The organism is Aliikangiella sp. G2MR2-5 (genome assembly GCF_015687155.1).
Taxonomy (GTDB): domain Bacteria; phylum Pseudomonadota; class Gammaproteobacteria; order Enterobacterales; family Kangiellaceae; genus Aliikangiella.
Genome location: NZ_JADPQF010000005.1, coordinates 1 through 18,927, shown reverse-complemented (window position 1 = coordinate 18,927; position 18,927 = coordinate 1). Strand labels below are relative to the sequence as shown.

Sequence of the window (18,927 nt, the reverse complement as noted above, 5' to 3'; positions counted from 1 at the left end):
ATAGCTTTAACAAAGTAGCCGCCAAAATGCATTAAGCACTTTGGCGGTATTTTAAGTAGTCGAAAAGTGAAATTTCACCTTTTCCAGTCCGACGCTCAAAAATGTTATTTAACTTCTAACGGTCTTTTTTTTTGTAATCGACCATCGACTCCAATATTAGCCTTCTCCTGCTGTTTAAGAGCCAATTGAAATTCTTTCAATGTCAGAGGTTTATAATAATAAAACCCCTGAATATATTCACAGTTTAACTCTTTTAAAATTTGAACCTGTGCCTCATTTTCAACGCCTTCAGCGACTGTTTCATAGCCCAGAGTGTGAGCCATATTGATAACTGCCGAAACAATAGTTCTTAACTCTTTACTATTTTCCATTCCATTCACAAAAACTCTATCGACTTTCAACTTGCTGACAGGCATACGAAGCAGTTGAGCAAGAGAAGAGTAACCGGTACCAAAATCATCAACAGCCATTCCAAATCCTAGTTCATTCAGTTGCTGTAGGACTCGAACATTAGACTCAACATCGGACATCAACGAAGTTTCGGTAATTTCCAGCAGTAAATTGTGTGGAGACAGGTGGTGAAGTCTGGCAACCTGATTAAACTGCTGAGCAATATCGGGCTCATTTAACTGTTTAGCAGAAAGATTGATGGAGCAATAAAAGTCGTCGTGCAATGAAACCTGTTTTTCAAGTTCTACCAAATCTTCGCAAGCCTTCTGAAAAACCCAGTGTCCAATAGGTTTGATGGTACCGGTAATCTCGGCAATAGGGATAAAAATAGCGGGAGAGATTTCACAGCCCGCGGGATACCAGCGCAATAAAGCTTCCGCACCAATAATACACTGGGTACTTGCATTGACGATGGGCTGATATCTAAGTTCGAACTCTTTTCTGGCAATTGCGCTGTGGAGTCCACTACTAATTTGCAAATTAAGCTTTGCATTGTCATGAATACTTTCATCAAAAATCTTGTATTTACCTCGCCCTTCGCCCTTGGCAACATACATCGCTGCATCAGCCATTCTGAGCAGGTCATTCTGCGTATGCTTATTGTTGTCACTATAAGCAATTCCTATACTGCTTGAGACGATCAACTCCAGCTCATCGACTACGACCGGAATACTGATTTTCTTGCTCAGATTTTCCGCTAGATATGATACTTTTTCCGGATCAGCGACGGATTCACACAGTATTACAAACTCATCTCCACCAAAGCGTGCAACCACATCCCCCTGACCAACGCAGTTTAGAATTCGCTCCCCAATAACTTTTAATAGCTGGTCGCCTATATCATGCCCATGAGAATCATTGATCAATTTAAATTCATCAATATCAATAAATAGAATCGCAACAACGCCTTCGGATAATTCTGCACGACTTAAAGCCTGATTAATTCTTTCTGAAATTAATGCTCTGTTAGGGAGCTTAGTCAAAGGGTCGTGAGTTGCTTTCCAAACAAGACGTTCCTTTTCCTGTTTTCTTCGAGTAATATCCCTTAAAGTAATCACACCATAACGCTCTTCTCCATAACAGAATTTCGAAATGGAAGCTTCAGCTGGAAAGATCGAGCCGTCTTTTTTGTAACCAGAGATCTCTCCGCGTTTTCCCATGGTTACTTCACTTTCGCTTCCCGAAATAAACCCTTCAAAATATTCTTTATGGGTCACTCTATAGCGAGGAGGCAAAAGCATGTGAATAGACTCCCCCAGAAGTTCAGATTCTTTATAGCCAAATGTTTCACAGGCCCTTCTATTAAGTTGAACAATATTTCCCTCTTTGTCGGTTGCAATAATCGCAACATCGGCAATAGAAAAAATCTGCTTGGCGGTAGAGGAATCTTTATCACTATTTTGTTGTAACTCATCGGGTATTAAGCAAGTGAACTTATAACCGACTCGCCGTCCGCTATTATCATGAAGCGCTTCAAAACTGGTTTGTACATCAGGAATAAAACCAGCCATGCCATTCGCATCAATACTGCCTATCCACTCTCCATATTCATCCAGATGTAATATAATATTTTGATAAAGCTTCTTATCCAGCCATAAGTCCTGGCCCTTACAACTAGATAGTCTTTCTTTATCGCCCCATATTTTTTCAAAGGTTACATTAACCTGCAAAATGTTGTCATTTAAATCAAGAATGCAAATGGCTGTCGAAAACTGTCGAGCTTTTTTGGTTACTTCGGAGCTCAAGAAATCTATAATTCCTGAACCTGAACTACTTAAAGCTCTTCTGTGTGGTGTTCTGTCAGATTCTAGCGCAAACTTAGGCTTGTATATCTCAGGTATTTCAGGCTTGAGAGCCCCAAAACTTTCAACAATTTCGAAAACCCCATCCCGGTTACATTTTGAAATATAGGAATTCACTGTTGCATGATGAGTTCTGGAGTCCATCGTTATCGAACCTTGTGGACCTACCAGGCAGATATTTTCCAGCTTTTCGATTAATTTGTCAGCATTGGTAGAGCCGGCCTCATTTAGCGCCTGGGCAAAAGCCTTAACACAGATATAGGTTCCTTCTCCAAAATTAGTTAGGATTCCATTTCCCGAAGGAGCCAAGCTGGTAACGTCTCTTACTTTTGTCAAGCGTTCAAGATAGTTTTTATTTTCAGGCGTATCTAAAGACATAAAATAAGTATTGCTGGAATAAAATCCTTCCCTCACTTCAGGAAGCAGCGTTGCGGCCATAGCTTCGTCATAATGTCCCATAACTACAGTGAATCTATCTTTTAGGCCTCTCGCTGAAAATTCATTCAGCAATGCTTGCTGGTCGGCGCCAGCAAAATATGGAACAAAAACATTCGCCCCGGAGCAGGAAAGTTCGCTTAGTAATCCGTCAACATGTCTTCTAAGCTCTCCCATTGGAATATATCTCTCTCCAACAACAGTTCCATTGTGTTTCCTGAGAACTCGCTTGGCTGCATCAATTGACCCTCTTGGCCATTCATAGTTACTTCCCGCAAAGTAAATTTTAGGACCAAAATTTTCGACAACATAAGGGATCATCTTATCAATTTGTTGATTCGGTAGAGCCGCAAAATGAAAGAAATAATCTGAATAGATACTTCCTTCATAAAAAGAAAAATTAAGATAAGGAACTTTATATACATTGGCTACTTGATAGGCGACCGAAATCCTCGAATTAGATAAAAGATTCCCTATTATTGCGACACATTTATCTCTTTCTATTAAAGCTTTCGCTGCAGGAACCGCCGTTTCCGGCATACTTCCATCATCACGTATAATCAACTCCAGCTTCTGCCCGAGGACGCCTCCAGCCTCATTCACTTCGTCGCAAGCTATTTGTCCGGCCCACATGATTTCTTTTCCGTAGAGAGATACCAAACCGCTAAGCGGCGGCATCAAACCAAGCCGAATTGTATCTTTTTCTGCTTTACGAAAACTATCCATAGTCATATCCTCTGACATGATGATGTAGACCTGATCGGGCGACTCTAGATCAAGATAGCGGTTATCAACAAGGTTGTATATTCGCAGGAATACTGAAGACCAAAGGACAAACTCCGTATAAATACGGAGCACTTCGGCAACAGCCTCCTTTAAGCAAACATATATCTCAAATCAGCAATATAGAAGTCGTAGCACTGGTCAGATATTGAGTCCAGAGATCTGAATCAGGTTACATGTCAACTCCGAAAAAGATTTGCTCTCAAACTTTTTAAGAATGCTCGCCCTATGAGTCTCAACAGTTCTTTCGCCAATACTTAATTCATTTGAAATTTGTGAAGATGACAAACCATCCAGCATTAAATAAAGTACCTGCTTTTCTCTCTTTGTCAGGCGCTCGACTTTGTTCTTTACTTCCAATTCTCTATCAAACTGAATTTTCTCAGTAACAGACTTAGCAATTGCTTTTCTGACAGAAGATATCAGCTCTTCAGCATTAATTGGTTTTTCCAGAAAATCAAAAGCCCCTTTCTTCAGCATTGACTTTGCCATGTCTACATTGGCATAAGCTGTAAAAAAAATAATCGGTAGTCTGAAATTATGTTTTATCGCGATTTCCAGGAAATCAGAACCGCTTAGACCAGGCATAACAACATCAGATAAAATACATCCAATGCTTTCATTCTGAAATACCTTGAGAAATTGTTCTACACTTTCAGACTTGATAATTTCCACCCCCAAAGTATCCAGAACTAAGGAGCAAAATTCTCGTTGAGTCGGCTCATCATCAATAATATAGATTACAGGTCTCGTTTCAGCCGATTTCGATTTATTTTTGAGGGCCATAAATTATCAAGAATCAGAGTACTGGTCGTCGAGTAAAAATGGAAATTACTTTTAAAATAATAGTCCAATAAATTAATCTTATCCTTGTCTATAACCCATTTCAAAACTGAAAACTATTAGATTTATTTCTTTTTGATATAACAGGATCTATTTAGAGTCGTAATTGACATAATGTCTCTATTTATGGTTTTACCTGCCTTTTAAGCCGCCAGTATGCGCTTAAAATCCGAGGCAACCGAGATGCTACTTTGTAACAAATCCATTAATTGCCAGAACGTCATAAATTTTTTTCGACATTCTGGCAAGCTTAGAGATTTCCCCAAGATTTGGCACTTCACCAGTATCGAGACGCGATTCCCAGTCACATAATTTATCGTCAAGAAACTCGATAAGCTTTTTTGAACAGCCGAGGCAGGGTCCCCTGCATAAACTGGATTCAGGCGTATCAAAGGGGATCGCATCTCGAACCTGTGCGATCAATTGAATCATTGCCGTTACCCGATCCGGTTTCATTCTTATTCTGGGCTGAAGCAAAGAGCCAGTTTAGTGACTGGTTCCTCTTTCATAGTGAGTTTTGTTGTAAACATTGTATTTGCCGGATGGTTTTTTCATAGGTAGCCGCTTTACCTCTTTCAGGGTTTCGGCATCATAAACAATTACCGCCCCATCCATATCCCAGATAGACAAGAGTGCATACTTTCCGTCTTTGGTATATTCAATGTGTGCTGCAGTCTTTCCCGGCTCCGGCTGCAGGGTTTTTACTATTTCCAAAGTCGACTTGTCTATTACATGGATCTTGTCTTTGTTCGGTCCGAAGAAAACATCCGCCCAGGCATATTTACTTCCTTCATGACTACGCATAAAAAATCCGGGACCTTCAGTTTTTAAGGTTTTAACTGTCTTCCAGCTTTTCATATCGATAACACTGACTTCGCCTTTGCTCAAATTTGGAGATGCCAGAACTTCCGTTCCCTGATAGTCCCAGGTGATTCCTGAACCTAAATGAGGCATTCCTTTAATATCGATATTGGATACCAGTTTACCTGTGTCCAGATTGATTACCTTACCAGTTAAATTTTTCTGATGCCCTTTACTATTGGCAGGTCGAGATGCACCTATCACCAGCGAGTAGTCCTGATTAAAGAAAAAGTCATCGAGATAATCTTCCAGCACAACTCGTCGAGCCTTAAATTTATTTTCTCCGCTATAAGGGATCTCCCAAATCTCAGTAAAATCTTTCATCGCTGCGACAAAACTGCCTCGAGTAGGCGCGGTATAAACAGCACTCACTCTGGAACTTTTTCCCTCATCATTTTTTGCATCGATAATTTTTATCAGAGATAAATCTCGAGCGTCGAGCAAAACCATATTATTCGGCAGGTAGTTACCGACAGCGATTGTTTTTCCATCGAAAGACATAGCCGCATTTCGAGTATTAATCCCGGCTCTTACTTCAGCGACGGTTTTTAAATTGTATATATCAAATTTGGAAATCCATCCGTCACGACTGGCAAAATAGACATAGCGACCATCGGGAGAATACTTGGGACCACCATGAACCGCAAACCGCGTTTTAAAACGATGTATCGGTTCGAAAGTATCACCGTTAAGTAAAGTCGCGTGATGATCACCGGTTTCGACCACAATAAAAAGATTTTGCAGGTCTGCTTTAAAAACGGGCTTATTGCCTAGTTTATCCTGATCAAAGTGCTCGACTCTGCTGGCGCCTATTTCTTTGGCTTCCCACTTAGGTAGTAACTTTGGCGGCTGATAAACATAATCTGCAACCGCCTTGATTTGCTTTTCAGATAACAGCGCCCCAAACCCGGGCATCTGTGTTAGCGCACGCCCGTTACTAATAACATCAATCGCCGCTTTCTTTCGAGTTCGACTCAAATTATCCGGAAGCAAAGCGGGTCCAATTCCGCCAAGACGAGCTTCGCCATGACAACTGGCACAGTGCTGCAGATAGTCTTTTTTCGCGCTACTATCGGAATCCGAATCTACAGTTGCAGCCAAAGCAATGCTTCCGCCAGCAAACGCTAATAAGCCACTAATTCCCCAAAGAACTTGCTTTAAATTCATAGCCCTACTCTTCTCAATTTGTTTATGCTCGATTCAATGTTTCGTTCTAAAATTTCCACTGCCTCAAGTGCTGGTTAAGTTCATTCACAGATGCCTGTTAAACTTCGAGACTTGACCGATTTTCTTCCTGAATTTTCTGATTGGCCTGTTTACTTCCTTTCCCTTTGGCGTAAGGGACAACCTGAATTCGTTCAGCGGCATTGTTAATACCCAGGTCTTCATCAGTTAAATAACAAGCAGGATCTTCTTGCCAGGGGTCTCCGGTTAATTGATAAGCGCGGACTCGAGTATTACCGCCGCAAACATTTTTGAACGGACACAAGCCACAACGACCTTTTAACGGTCTTTCACCCAGTTTTAGCCCGGCCATTAAAGGATCGCTTAAGTCAGACCATATCTCTGAGAACTTCCTGTCTTTGACATTACCGAGTTTATAGTTCCACCAGAAAGTATCCGGATGAACTTCACCAAGGTTGTCAATGTTAGCAACATTCTTACCGGTTGAATTGCCACCCCATTGGGTAAGACGTTCGTGAATAAAATCTTTAAGCTCCGGTTTGTTTTTTTCAACCCACTGCAAGAAATAAACACCGTCAGCATCGTTATTGCCTGTTACAAACTCTATTTCTCTTTCGGTACCCAGTCGACTCCAGGCTTCGTTGAAAATAAAATCCATTGCGCGCCTGGTCATTTGGTGGACAACATCGTCGCCTCGATTCTTGTTACCTCGTCCTGCATAGTTCAAGTGAGAAAGGTAAAACTTATCGATATTGTGTTTATCGACGAGTTCAAGAATTCTCGGCAGTTCTTTCTCATTATCCTGAGTCAAGGTAAATCTAAGACCGACTTTAATCCCTCGTTCCTGACAAAGTTTTATTGCATGCATCGACTTATCAAACGCCCCTTCCATCTGGCGAAATTCATCATGGGTTTTACCGATACCGTCGATACTGATTCCCAGATAATCAAAGCCAGTTTCGGCTAGTCGCTCAATATTATTTTCATCAATAAGGGTACCATTGGTTGAGAGTCCGATATAAAAACCCAGGTCTTTTGCACGTTTTGAAATATCGTAAATATCGGGACGTAGTAGCGGCTCGCCTCCTGAAAGAATGAGAGCGGGTACACGAAACTGTTTTAGATCGTCTAAAGTGTCAAAAACCTGCTCGGTAGAAAGTTCTCCCGGAAAATCAGTATCGGCGCTAATCGAGTAGCAATGTTTACAGCAAAGATTACATCGACGAATTAGATTCCAGATAACAACCGGACCCGGAGGCTGTCTTAAAGGACGGGTTGCTTCAGGGTCGGCAACCGCCTGCATAAATTGAGTTACTCTAAACATTTTCTACCTCTTTTGTGCTGGCCTGGGCACTATTCTCTTTGTCGCTTAAGTATTTGTCGCCAACCCTGCGAGGCTCAGTCTTACAGGTTAAATTCTAAGCCCTGTTTTCTTCAAAATTTTGGTACTCTTTAAAGATGTAAACTGGCGACAGCTGTCTTTAATCAGCAGATTTATCTGCTGCATTTTATCATTGGCTTCCGCTTCACTTTTCCCGTGCACCATGGCAAAAAAGTTATATGGCCAATCTGGTAAGTGTCTTGGCCGCTGATAGCAATGACTAACAAAGTCTAACGCACCAACAGATACTCCAACCTGATCAATATCACTATCCTTGATATCCCAAACCGTCATTAAATTTACGGTGTAACCGATTGCATAATGATTGGGAACCAAACCTATCCTTCGAATCAGACCACTTTTTTTCATGCCGTCAAGAGTTCGAAGCAGTTGCGTCTGACTAATATTTAATGCTTCAGCGATTTCTTCATAGGGCTTTTCGCTAATAGGCATGCCGGCCTGCATCTTTTCTATTATCTTTTTTTCTATTGTATTCATAGCAGAATCAGTCACTCTTATTAAACAGGCAGATTAAGACCGACAAAAAACTCTTTTTCTTTGGGACAGTTAATTCCCGGGCAACCTGTCAGTTCAACTATCTGTTCGAAAATAGCGGTTAACTCATCCTGACATTTTGCGGCAAGAACAAACCACATATTCCACTCATTGTCTCGTAAATAGTTATGCGCGACTTGCGGAAATTCATTGACTATCGATGCAATTCTATCAATATCTGTTTGCGGAACTTTAAGCGCGCACAGAGAGAAACAACCGCTTCCTTTGCTAATATCAAATAGAGGTCCAAAGCGGGTAATGACGCCTTCTTCCAGCAGTCGGTTCAATACCAGAATAACCTCTGATTCGGTTGTCCCTAATTCATCGGCAATTTGCAAAAAAGGTCTTTCGGTTAACGGCAGATCACCCTGGAGCCTATTGATCAACTGCTTTTCCAGCTCGTTAAGATTTACCGGCTCTTGTAACAAGTGTGAACGCGACTTTTGTTTCGATATTTTTTTTTCAACTGAGTCAGGATGCATATCTTGCCCCTGTTTGCTTAAACTTGCGCGTACTAAAAAGCACATCATGCTCGATATTTTCCAGTCCGTTTTCTTTACGAATACGCGCTATCTCCGCTAGAACGGCCTGCCGACATTTGCCATGAATCATGGCAAATAAATTATAGGGCCAATGCGGCGCTCTGCGTGGTCGTTGATAGCACAATGTAACCTTGTCTTCGCGTCCCAGGAGTTCGCCAACATGATCGACCAGTTCACCTGGAACGTTCCAAACCACCATCGCGTTAGAGCGGTAACCAAGACGCTGATGGTTTAATACCATGCCAACTCTTTTGGTTGTTCCGTTTGCTAAAGAAGTTCGATAAAATTCAAGTACATCCTGCTCATCCAGGCTCAATTCTTCCGCAATCCGTCTAAACGGAAATTCACAAATCGGAAGTCCCGAAGAAAGTTTATCAAGCAGTAGCTGTTGTTTTTCGGCCGGGATCATATTTGGAAAGCCAGATCAATGTGATAGCTTTTTACCATTGGCAAGTCTAATAACTCGCACTCGCTTCGGCGCTGAATTTCGGACAAGATCTCTTGCAATTTACCTTCAGTCGCGGCCGTTACTACAAACCACAAATTAAATGCATTTTCTCTCAAATAATTGTGGTTAACTTCCCGAAATGAATTTACCAGGGTAGAAATCTCATCGATTTTTTCCGTCGGCACATTGAGCGCAGCCAAGGTACTAGCGCCCATTTTTTTATGGTTATTGACACCTCCAAAACGGGCAATAAAGCCAGCCTGCTCTAACAGCGCAAGCCGATTAATCATTTCGCTTTTATCACGACCTAATTCACTGGCGATTTCAGCAAATGGGTCACTAACAATCGGAAAGTTCTTTTGTACCCGGTTGAGAAGCTCAATATCTTGCGCTGAAATATCCACTCTATAGTCCCCGCTATATTACGCTCTCTATAAACCTATTTTATGAGCACGATTAGTAAAGAAAATCCCACTAGGACTTTGAGCAGGTAAAGTCGAAACTTTTTCCAAGGTTCGGGTATCGTAAATTTGAACTTCGTTTTTATTTCTTACAGATACCCAGACTCTCTCCCCTCGAGGTGTAAACTCCATATGAAGCACACCTTTTCCAGCTTCTATTGTTTTGACCACTTTCTTAGATACGGCATCGATCACCTGAAGCCATTGATTATCCGGAAAAGCAAAGTTCACCCATATTTGTCTACCATCCGGTTGAGCCATCGCAAATACTGGGTTCGCTTTAACATCGATTCTTGTTTCTTCTTTCCAGTTTTGCAAGTCTAGAACCAGCAACTGTCTTTGACCTATTGCCGGCAAGAAGGCATTGTCTCGATTCATCGCCCATCCTTCCAGGTGCGGCATTTTGTAAACCGGAAATTTTTTCTCACCTTTACCGTAATGATTCAATATTCTTTTGGCTTTTAGCTCTTTTTCCCATAGATCGACGAGAGCCAGTCCGTCTTCGCCAAACAGTCCGGCAATATAAAAGCGGCCATCATCAGAAACCAGTGCGTCATAAGGTTGACGGCCGACGTTTTGAATTCTTGTGACCTGCGGTTTTTCAGGTGATGTCAAATCGACTTTGAAAATATCGTTGCCTTCAAACGAACTATAAACAAATTGTTCTCCAGGAATATCAACCAGCCCCACAGTTTTTGAACGCTTGTCGCTTCCCTCGATAGGAGCAGGAATATCGGCAACCAAAGTTAAATCATCGCTATTAAAGATCTTTACACCGCCAGGCTCATAGTTTGACACAGCAATATATTTGCCGCTTTGGGAAATAGCGCCGCCGATGGAGTTACCACCCTGAATAATTCTCTTAACGACTTTTCCTTCGCGAAGATCAACTTTGCTTAAACCGCCATCGCGCGCAAAAATGTAGGCGAAAGCCTGATCTCTGGAGTAAACCGCGGAAGCATGCGACAAGTCGCCTAATCCTTCGACACGGCACAATATTTTATTGTGGCTATGCTCAACCACCAAAAGACTCCCCGAGGCTCTTTCGATAATAATTCCCATATCCCCCGTACTTCGTCCCGTTACGCACGCGGAAACTTCGAAACCTAAAAGTAGATAGAGAAACAGAGAGACTCCTAGCTTAAACCAGGTTTTCATTTTATTTTTCCTTAATTATTTTTTTCACTGTTGTTGGTAGCTACCTGATAGCGAGACAACACATTGAAATCGGATTTAAGATAGTGAGCGAGAAAATTGATTTGCTGTTCATCCAAGATAGACTTCCACGGCGGCATGGGCGTGCCAGGTCGTCCTTCGGCAATTACAATAGCAATATAGGATTCCGGTTTGCCTTTCAAGTTGGCTTTCAATAATGGCGGGCCTAGTCCGCCCTGTAACGTTAATCCATGACAAGATCCACAATCTTGTTTTAGCAAGTAGATTAACTCCTCTCTATCTTTTTTGCTTAACGATGAGAGATGAGGAACTTCCTTGAGAGAAGGATTTTCAATAGATTCCTTGTTTGAAGAAGACTCGCTGTCAGCAAGACCTTCCGCATTCACAGTTTGCCAAAATAGACCGATAGCCCCAGTTAGCACCAGATAGATCAGGGCGGCTAAAACAGGGAGTGTTTTTAGAGAACTGTTCTTATGAAAAATCATAACCAGATCCTGTTATTGTTGGCCATGATGTAATTATAAGGAGTATGTACTGTTTGTTTTTGATGTGGATCAGAGTTTAGAGCGGCAAGAAACTAAAGAAAAAACGGGCTACTTCAGACTTTATTCTTTCAAATTCAATTAATTACCAAACGGAAACTCTACCTTTTCCGTCTCTCTTAGCCTGATAAAGTGCTTGGTCAGCTCTACTGTAAATTGAGGTTGGTGAATCCAGATCCCTGGTCATATGAGCCACGCCAATACTAACAGAAAGATTTATCTGATTACCTGTGTCAGTACTAATCTTAGCATCAGATATTTGCTCAAGTAGTCTACCTGCGATCATTGGCGCCTGATTATTGGAGGTAACGCGTGAAAGTAATATCATAAATTCATCCCCGCCTATTCGGGCAAAAACATCACCTTCTCTTAATATACTCAACCCCAGCCGGGCGACTTCCTTAATAGCGGTATCTCCAATATGATGTCCATAGCTGTCATTGATTTGCTTCAAACAGTCCAGATCCATTAGTAATACCGAATGAGTTTCAATATGAGCTGGACGGCCTTCGAGTACTTGTTTAATAGTATCAAAAATAAACCTTCTGTTTTTTAGACCGGTTAGCTCATCGGTAATCGAAAGCCTTTTGAGCTTCTTTGAAATGGTCAATTGATAAAGGCCGAAAGCAATCATCAGTAGAATGCATAAAACAGCAGCCATTAACCACATTTTCTGTACCTGATTTTTTCTAAGCTGACTTTCCATTTCTGCTTGATACAATCTGGCCTTGCTATCAAACAGATTCATTTCCATATTTTGGCGCTCAGCTTGAATTGCAATCTTTAGCTTATCCAGGCGCTTGGTCATGCTTTTTCTTTTAATTTCATTGAGTTGCTCATAATAAGAGCGGATTCTCTCATAAGCCTTGTCAAACTCTCCTCTATAGGCCAGTAGCTCTGCTTCTACCATCTCTACTTCTACGGACCAGCTTGTTCCATTCAATTCCGGGATTTCCTGATAAATAATCTTAGCCTGATCAAGCGCAGCCTCGGCGCCGACAAAATCTTTGTACTTTCCAAGACAACGACTCAATTGTTTGTATAGCTCCGCTTTGTAATCTTTAAATTGTACAACTGATATCGCAGCGGTTATTGAATTCAGTGCATAAGTACAGTTTCCCTGCGCAGCATATGTCATCGCTTTGCCATAGTTGTAAAAGAAGTAAGTATAAGTTGAATTAAAAGAGTCGACATATTTGAGATATCGATCGTACCAAAAGTGCGCTTTTTCTAACTCTCCAGCATAGCGATATGTCGATGCTATGCCGTAAGCACTTTCCCCCAGGTAGTAGGGATAATCGACTTTTGCATAATAATTAGCGGCGGATAGATAGCTTTCAATACTTCCATCGTACTCATCTCTATACCCCATCAAAGTTGCATTGACCTCTTCAAGTAACCCCGAAAGAAAGTCATTATTCAATTTTGATGCGACAATATAGGCTTTTTGCACTTCGAGCATGGCGAATTCCAGCTGCTCTGCTAACGACAAAGCGTAGGTCAATTCAACCTGAGCAAGAACATACGCAAAATCTGAGCCAGCCTCCTGGCCAACAGCGGCGGCATCTCTGAGTACATTAATCGACTCCTGGAACTCTCCTTTCCTGTGGAGAGATATTCCCTGATATGTCATCAGCAACGACTTGACTTCCAGATCAACATCTCCGCTGATCAAGGTGAGAGCATTTTTTAATGTTTTTTCATATTCATCAAAGTGATAGGAATTGTTTAGTGCCTGTACATAAAGCAAATGCCACAAAGCCTGCGTTTTTCGATTTGAAAGCTCCAGATTCTCTCTAAGTGATTCCAGCTTTTGAATTGCGTTCATCGGCTCTATAAAAACCAGTTCTCGCATTTGCTGTAAATTCTGATATTGAGGAATCTTTCCTGTAGCTTTCAAGCCGAAAGACAAAATAGACAGGAAAACAGGGATGAGCGCACTAAATACTACTTTATTGACCATTATTTACACCCAAACCGCGAAATATCTAAGCTTCCCTCCTATTTTGCCGAAACACTTTAACTCATTGAGTAAAAAGGAAGAAAAGTTCGCCCTAAACGAGCTCTATAGTATTAATTTTAGACCTTATTCTTTAAATATCCATCACTGAAGCCAGGCACAGGGTCTATTGAGCGTGCCAAACAACAAGCACAAAGCTGTAGCAACAAATGGTCAATATCTCACAAATATTTAAGATAACACGACTATAAAAATTACAAGCAACCCCATAAAATATCGCAAATAGAGAATAGGCAAGTTTGATAGCTTCAGAGCAGTTATTACTGCTGAGGTTATTATTTTGGAGAGCTCCAGTGATTAGAGAAGTAGACGCAACCCCATTTACTAATAGACTTCATTACTCTGTCGAAGAAGTATCGATGGAAGAATTTTTAAGCGTTTTAAACCAAAAACGTGATATGGAAGAGAGTGAAGCGAAGCATATTCAATCACTACAATCCAGATTTGCATCCGTAAATCGCTAATAAATTAGTATCAGTTTAAAACCTGTTTATAAATCCTCCTGACCGCATTAAGCGTATTCAAGCCTTGATTCCCCATTAAGCTTCAAGGCTTCTCTTTTATTCAAAATAATTTTTTTTGAAAAAGCTTGTAATATTTCTGCATTGATTCAGTCTTACACTAAAGCCGATAAGTTCCACTGTTGCAAAGCAATATGATGACATCCTCTATACTGGCAAACTTCATGTCTGTAGAGCAACGATAGTCTAATTCAATTGTTATGCCCTTAGCCTTCGACTATAGTGAACTCATTGGTAAGACATTAGTCAGGTTTCTTGCAACAGAGGCTTTTCTAAATAAAGAGTAAGCCGATAAATACAATAATCGAGTCTACCAAAAGGACCAAATCCAATGACAGCAGTTTCTGAGCAATGCCAGAAATCTCACTATGACGTAATTGCAACGGAAAAGATCAAAGCCCTTTGGCAGAATTATCAGCGTACTCGAGATTACTCGCTGCAAATTTGCTCTACATTATCCGACGAAGACATTCAATCTCAGTCGATGTCAGATGCTTCCCCATTAAAGTGGCATTTGGCTCACACGACGTGGGCATTTGAAACTTTTATCCTTAAGCCTTCAATACCAAATTATCAGCCCTTTAACCCACATTTTGAATTCCTGTTTAATTCCTATTACAACGCCATTGGCGCTCAATATCCTAGAGCCAATAGAGGACTATTGATAAGGCCAACACGTAGCGAAGTAGAAACTTACCGCCGGTCTATCGACAAATTGATGAAAGCTTTGTTCGATGAAGGCTTAGATAGAGAACTATATAATCTTATAGAATTACTTATCCATCATGAGCAACAACATCAGGAATTAATGTTTACCGATTTTAAACATCTAACCTCCTTCACTCCCTTTGATTATCAATATTTTTCTCAAGGGGTAAAAATCGAGTCAAACTTGCTTCCGGTAAAATCAAACGCTTCGATAGGTTTTTCTTCAGGTCTCTACAACATTGGTTCAAATGATGATAGCTTCTATTTTGACAATGAAGGTCCCAGACATCGTGTGTTTTTAGAAGCCTTTGCCATCGATAGTCAATTAGTCAGTAATAGGGAGTACCTCGAATTTATTGACGATGGCGGATATCAGGAACCTTCCTATTGGCTTTCTGAAGCCTGGTACAAAATAAAAGAAAAAAGTATTACACATCCTTTATATTGGCAAAATAAAGAAAATAAATGGTTGGAGCATACATTTTCAGGAGAAAAAGAAATTGTTCCAGAGCTTCCGGTTAAACATATCAACTATTTTGAAGCCAACGCATTTGCTAGCTGGAAAGGAAAACGCTTACCAAGTGAATACGAGTGGGAAGTTGCAGCTCAAAGTCAGAATAATAGCTTTAACATGATGGAACAGTTATGGCAGTGGACAAGCAGTAGTTACAATGCCTATCCCGGCTTCAAAACAGCTTCGGGTGCAATTGGTGAGTACAACGGAAAATTTATGGTCAATCAATATGTACTTCGCGGAGGTTCCGTCGCTACGCCTGCTGACCACATACGCACAACTTATCGAAATTTTTTCTACCCTGGCGCCAGCTGGCAATTTACCGGCATTAGACTTGCGGAGACACTGTGATGGAAGCCAAAGCAAAAGTTATAAAAAAAGAAACCGAAGAATTCGCTCAAGATGTCATAGAAGGGCTTTCTCAGAAACAAAAAACACTACCTTGCAAATACTTCTATGATTCTAAAGGTTCTCAACTTTTCGAAGATATTTGTGAACTTGATGAATACTACATTACGCGAACGGAACTCTCTTTGTTAGATTCAATTAAGCAGGAACTCGCGAATATGATTGGCTCCCAGGCGACCATCATTGAGCCTGGTGCTGGTGCTGGTACAAAAATTCAAAAATTACTCTCTGCGCTTGACTCTCCCAAGTCATATGTACCGATAGATATCTCCGAGGACTTTCTCAATTACTCAAAAGAAAAAATCAATCAAAAATTTCCACTCCTGGAAGTTCAGCCAATAAAAGCTGATTTTACCGACAAAGTTCACTGGGACAAAAGAACAACCGAAAGTAACCGGACAGTGTTTTTCCCCGGCTCTACCATAGGCAATTTTTCTCCGACACAAGCTTCAAAGCTGTTAAGCAATCTTGCACAATTAGCTGACGTAGACGGAGCGGTTATTGTCGGCTTTGATTTAAAAAAATCGGTTGATCGTATTGAAGCTGCATATAACGATAAAAAAGGAGTAACTGCAAAATTTAATAAAAATATATTATCAAGAATTAATCGAGAGCTTGAAGCTGACATAGATCTGGATAGCTTTCAACATGAGGCTCTTTTCAATCATGAGGAAAGCCGAATAGAAATGCACTTAAAGAGCAGAAAGGCTCAGACAATTGAAATTGAAAAACAAAGATTTGAATTTGATAAAGAAGAAACGATCCATACTGAAAACTCGTATAAATATTCAAACCAGGCTTTTATTGAACTGGCAGACAAAGCGGGATTAAAAAGTGAAAAGCACTGGATGGACAAGGAGCGTCTGGTGAGTATGCACTACCTAACTCAAAACTAGCTATTCAATAGTAGGCAACCTGAAAAATTTACGTTTGCCTAACAACTAAATTGAGAATATTAAGGCTTGAACTTACAAACTTCAAATCAAGTCTCGATTAAATCTGACACTGATAGTTGTAACTTCTCTTCAAAGTGATGCGCAGTATAAACTGACAGCAACCGCAATAAGGCGGAAGTTTACTTATAAACTGTATCTGGCATCAAAACGGCCAAAAGGAGACATTACGCCCAGCACAGCGGCTGGCAAAGCTGGAACGTAATTGCGCAGCATTTTGAGTGACAGGTTTGATTGTCCGTTGCTGCTGCTTGTTATGCATGACTACCATCAGGTAACTTAATCTCCAATTTTTCATTAAACTCTTGAGGTGTTGTCAATATCGCTATATCTGACAGGTCTCCAACTTCTAGAAAATATGGCCCAGGGGTATCTCTTCGAGTATCAATCTTAATTCGATATTCTCTTTGTTCTTTAAAAATGCTTCGCTTATGGAACCCTAATTCCTCTTGAGGCATATTTCCATGAAATGTATGTTCATCAAAATAATCAACCAGTCCCATTCTTCCATCTAGGTTTAGAGCTTTTATTGCATCAGAGCACCTTGAAATGAATTCGGAAGAATTTATGATTATTACGCAATACTTACCTAGACCAAAACATGACTCGTGCAGTGCTAAGGTTTTTTTGAAATCATCAATCGTTTTTGATGATACTGAATCATGACCTCTACTGTTTAATGAATATATACAAAAAACGTTATGATCTAAAAAATCATTGCCGTGAACAACAACAGGCGATGCTAAATCAGACGGAGGAATTGTAATATCACCTATCTTGATTTCTCCAAGTTTATCCGGTTGATAATGTGCCGCAATACCTTCGAATGTATCACCACGTAACTCTCCGGATTCATCACGATACTCTTTGAATGAACGAATAGTATTCATGAATAACTTTCCATTAATAAAGTCTTCAGCGAATTCTCTATTTTCAAATATCTTTACAAAAGCGAAGATTGTTGCCATTTCTATGCTGCCTTTAAAAAAATAGGCTCATAGCTAATACCATCATTATTTTCGACTGACTCTATTAGCATGCCATCTTGTGGTGGAGCACTCTCTTCTAGTGGAAAATCAGCAGCTAAGTTTAATGCTTGGCGAGCTATATCTTGGACTGTATTTTGAGTCGCCACTTGCCGATTAAATGATTTTCGATCGTGAATACTGCCATCTGCATTCCATGAGGCTTGCATATTTTTAGAGCGTACATGTTTTGCTTGCGCGATATGAACATGTCTTTGTAATGGTATAGATGGATCTTCGGGGTCTATTCGCATCATGAAATTTTTGTGGCCAGATGGAACCCATCTACCTTCATTTAATAAACCTTCCTCAGAAATTAATTCAGTAGGTAACTGAACAATTACGTATTCAACTAAAGTCTCTTTAAAGCTCATCATGTTTTATTCCATATTACATAACGTTTATTTAAATTGTGAGGCTTTTTTTTCGCCGAATCTATTTCTAATTCTGGTTATGTTTTTAGTTTTAGCTATTCGGGCAAATAAGGCATAAATGTACGCAGTACAAATACAAACATCAGCGACAATGCTAGTACCAAAACCGAGTTACGCCTATATTTCTTGCTATAGTTGTCCAAGATAAAGACTCTTACAAATAGCGCTATCAAAGAAAACAACAACGCAATCGGCACCTCAACAAAATGACTTAAACTTTGGTGACCATATCCAAAGGATGTAATAATCACCCAAAAAACTACAACAAGTATTGGCGCGCTTATATCAGTCCAAAATAACGCATTTCTTTTCTTTGCCTTAAACCAAGCTATAGTAGCTATACCAGCATATAAAAGAATAAAAATAGTACCAAGTTGAATCATTCGAAAATCCCATGCTTAATTTGTGAGACAGAATAATCTACCTTCTATTAATTAAAATCAATTCTATGCAAGTAAGTTCAACATAACACGACTCTGAGTATCAAAACACGAAAGCGATTTTTTAAACATAACGCAAAATTGAAACGCGCATATTTCTCGCGTCGTTTTTCCAATGTCTTGTTAACTATTGTTAATTAACATAACAATTATACTTATTAGAACAGTAATAATCGTCATCGGTTGTCTTATCAGTAAAGGGTATAAATCATATTGGGAAGTATCGTACTTTCTGATTGGAGCACCAATAATGGCGAAGGCTATGCTAAAAAATATGATATAACCAAACACTACCCAAAACTGTGCGGTAGGTTCAAGCGCGCCAATATATTCACCAAAGAAGAAGCCTACAGCAAGGGCCAACAGTACAAATAGAGAAAAAACAAAACTAAGTTTTTGGACTATTTTTTGGACTTCTCGATTCACTCTCTGTTCCTTAG

19 protein-coding genes are annotated in these 18,927 nt (G+C 40.3%); 3 read left to right on the top strand and 16 right to left on the bottom strand.

The window, feature by feature from the left end:
• Positions 1-104: 104 nt before the first annotated feature.
• From IYN84_RS15520 to IYN84_RS15465, 12 genes are all read right to left on the bottom strand, one after another.
• Positions 105-3,545 carry an EAL domain-containing protein gene (locus IYN84_RS15520; RefSeq protein ID WP_196140173.1) on the bottom strand — a complete coding sequence of 1,147 codons (3,441 nt, stop codon included), beginning with the start codon at positions 3,543-3,545 and terminating at the stop codon, positions 105-107.
• 66 nt (positions 3,546-3,611) lie between these two features.
• A complete protein-coding gene (locus tag IYN84_RS15515) occupies positions 3,612-4,256 on the bottom strand; it encodes a response regulator transcription factor (RefSeq protein ID WP_196140172.1) in 645 nt (214 codons plus the stop codon).
• A gap of 243 nt (positions 4,257-4,499) precedes the next feature.
• Positions 4,500-4,745 (bottom strand): hypothetical protein, encoded by a 246-nt coding sequence (locus tag IYN84_RS15510; protein WP_246722989.1) that lies wholly within the window; start codon positions 4,743-4,745, stop codon positions 4,500-4,502.
• 54 nt (positions 4,746-4,799) lie between these two features.
• A complete protein-coding gene (locus IYN84_RS15505; RefSeq protein ID WP_196140170.1) occupies positions 4,800-6,341 on the bottom strand; it encodes a nitrite reductase in 1,542 nt (513 codons plus the stop codon).
• A gap of 97 nt (positions 6,342-6,438) precedes the next feature.
• Positions 6,439-7,683, bottom strand: a complete 1,245-nt coding sequence (nirJ, locus tag IYN84_RS15500) for a heme d1 biosynthesis radical SAM protein NirJ (RefSeq protein ID WP_196140169.1) — start codon at positions 7,681-7,683, stop codon at positions 6,439-6,441.
• Positions 7,684-7,770: 87 nt separating this feature from the next.
• The gene (locus tag IYN84_RS15495) at positions 7,771-8,238 is read right to left on the bottom strand and encodes an Lrp/AsnC family transcriptional regulator (RefSeq protein WP_196140168.1); all 468 of its coding nucleotides are present in this window, start codon (positions 8,236-8,238) and stop codon (positions 7,771-7,773) included.
• A 20-nt stretch (positions 8,239-8,258) separates the two neighbouring features.
• Entirely contained in the window at positions 8,259-8,777 is a 519-nt protein-coding gene (locus IYN84_RS15490) for an Lrp/AsnC family transcriptional regulator (protein ID WP_196140167.1), read from the bottom strand.
• A complete protein-coding gene (locus IYN84_RS15485) occupies positions 8,767-9,246 on the bottom strand; it encodes an AsnC family protein (RefSeq protein WP_196140166.1) in 480 nt (159 codons plus the stop codon). Before IYN84_RS15485 ends, IYN84_RS15490 begins: the two co-directional genes overlap by 11 nt.
• The gene (locus tag IYN84_RS21730; RefSeq protein WP_196140165.1) at positions 9,243-9,689 is read right to left on the bottom strand and encodes an Lrp/AsnC family transcriptional regulator; all 447 of its coding nucleotides are present in this window, start codon (positions 9,687-9,689) and stop codon (positions 9,243-9,245) included. Before IYN84_RS21730 ends, IYN84_RS15485 begins: the two co-directional genes overlap by 4 nt.
• A 27-nt stretch (positions 9,690-9,716) precedes the next feature.
• Positions 9,717-10,904: a cytochrome D1 domain-containing protein gene (locus tag IYN84_RS15475; RefSeq protein ID WP_196140164.1), complete on the bottom strand. Its 1,188-nt coding sequence runs from the start codon at positions 10,902-10,904 to the stop codon at positions 9,717-9,719.
• An 11-nt stretch (positions 10,905-10,915) separates the two neighbouring features.
• Positions 10,916-11,407 carry a cytochrome c gene (locus tag IYN84_RS15470; protein ID WP_196140163.1) on the bottom strand — a complete coding sequence of 164 codons (492 nt, stop codon included), beginning with the start codon at positions 11,405-11,407 and terminating at the stop codon, positions 10,916-10,918.
• A gap of 142 nt (positions 11,408-11,549) precedes the next feature.
• Positions 11,550-13,427: a GGDEF domain-containing protein gene (locus IYN84_RS15465; protein ID WP_196140162.1), complete on the bottom strand. Its 1,878-nt coding sequence runs from the start codon at positions 13,425-13,427 to the stop codon at positions 11,550-11,552.
• 350 nt (positions 13,428-13,777) lie between these two features.
• Between IYN84_RS15465 and IYN84_RS15460 the strand changes: the two genes are divergently transcribed.
• The 3 genes from IYN84_RS15460 (at position 13,778) to egtD (ending at position 16,531) form a co-directional block, all read left to right on the top strand.
• The gene (locus tag IYN84_RS15460) at positions 13,778-13,948 is read left to right on the top strand and encodes a hypothetical protein (RefSeq protein WP_196140161.1); all 171 of its coding nucleotides are present in this window, start codon (positions 13,778-13,780) and stop codon (positions 13,946-13,948) included.
• Between the two features lie 388 nt (positions 13,949-14,336).
• Positions 14,337-15,578: an ergothioneine biosynthesis protein EgtB gene (egtB, locus tag IYN84_RS15455; protein WP_196140160.1), complete on the top strand. Its 1,242-nt coding sequence runs from the start codon at positions 14,337-14,339 to the stop codon at positions 15,576-15,578.
• Positions 15,578-16,531, top strand: coding sequence for an L-histidine N(alpha)-methyltransferase (gene egtD, locus IYN84_RS15450; protein ID WP_196140159.1), 954 nt, complete (start codon positions 15,578-15,580; stop codon positions 16,529-16,531). The genes egtB and egtD overlap by 1 nt, the downstream gene beginning before the upstream one ends.
• A gap of 311 nt (positions 16,532-16,842) precedes the next feature.
• Here the strand turns inward: egtD and IYN84_RS15445 are convergent, their stop codons facing one another.
• The 4 genes from IYN84_RS15445 to IYN84_RS15430 all read right to left on the bottom strand — a co-directional run.
• The gene (locus IYN84_RS15445; protein WP_196140158.1) at positions 16,843-17,556 is read right to left on the bottom strand and encodes a hypothetical protein; all 714 of its coding nucleotides are present in this window, start codon (positions 17,554-17,556) and stop codon (positions 16,843-16,845) included.
• A gap of 2 nt (positions 17,557-17,558) precedes the next feature.
• Positions 17,559-17,990 (bottom strand): DUF6367 family protein, encoded by a 432-nt coding sequence (locus IYN84_RS15440; protein ID WP_196140157.1) that lies wholly within the window; start codon positions 17,988-17,990, stop codon positions 17,559-17,561.
• 92 nt (positions 17,991-18,082) lie between these two features.
• A complete protein-coding gene (locus tag IYN84_RS15435; RefSeq protein ID WP_196140156.1) occupies positions 18,083-18,430 on the bottom strand; it encodes a hypothetical protein in 348 nt (115 codons plus the stop codon).
• Between the two features lie 180 nt (positions 18,431-18,610).
• On the bottom strand, positions 18,611-18,927 hold a 317-nt coding region (locus tag IYN84_RS15430), incomplete at its 5' end, for a hypothetical protein (protein ID WP_210330576.1).

Coding starts and splice junctions, on each gene's coding strand:
- IYN84_RS15505 (WP_196140170.1), bottom strand. CDS start 6,341: ATGAATTTAAAGCAAGTTCTTTGGGGAATTAGTGGCTTATTAGCGTTT.
- IYN84_RS15490 (WP_196140167.1), bottom strand. CDS start 8,777: ATGCATCCTGACTCAGTTGAAAAAAAAATATCGAAACAAAAGTCGCGT.
- egtD (WP_196140159.1), top strand. CDS start 15,578: ATGGAAGCCAAAGCAAAAGTTATAAAAAAAGAAACCGAAGAATTCGCT.
- IYN84_RS15495 (WP_196140168.1), bottom strand. CDS start 8,238: ATGAATACAATAGAAAAAAAGATAATAGAAAAGATGCAGGCCGGCATG.
- IYN84_RS15465 (WP_196140162.1), bottom strand. CDS start 13,427: ATGGTCAATAAAGTAGTATTTAGTGCGCTCATCCCTGTTTTCCTGTCT.
- IYN84_RS15475 (WP_196140164.1), bottom strand. CDS start 10,904: ATGAAAACCTGGTTTAAGCTAGGAGTCTCTCTGTTTCTCTATCTACTT.
- IYN84_RS15445 (WP_196140158.1), bottom strand. CDS start 17,556: ATGGCAACAATCTTCGCTTTTGTAAAGATATTTGAAAATAGAGAATTC.
- IYN84_RS15485 (WP_196140166.1), bottom strand. CDS start 9,246: ATGATCCCGGCCGAAAAACAACAGCTACTGCTTGATAAACTTTCTTCG.
- IYN84_RS15510 (WP_246722989.1), bottom strand. CDS start 4,745: ATGATTCAATTGATCGCACAGGTTCGAGATGCGATCCCCTTTGATACG.
- nirJ (WP_196140169.1), bottom strand. CDS start 7,683: ATGTTTAGAGTAACTCAATTTATGCAGGCGGTTGCCGACCCTGAAGCA.
- IYN84_RS15440 (WP_196140157.1), bottom strand. CDS start 17,990: ATGATGAGCTTTAAAGAGACTTTAGTTGAATACGTAATTGTTCAGTTA.
- IYN84_RS15515 (WP_196140172.1), bottom strand. CDS start 4,256: ATGGCCCTCAAAAATAAATCGAAATCGGCTGAAACGAGACCTGTAATC.
- IYN84_RS15435 (WP_196140156.1), bottom strand. CDS start 18,430: ATGATTCAACTTGGTACTATTTTTATTCTTTTATATGCTGGTATAGCT.
- egtB (WP_196140160.1), top strand. CDS start 14,337: ATGACAGCAGTTTCTGAGCAATGCCAGAAATCTCACTATGACGTAATT.
- IYN84_RS15470 (WP_196140163.1), bottom strand. CDS start 11,407: ATGATTTTTCATAAGAACAGTTCTCTAAAAACACTCCCTGTTTTAGCC.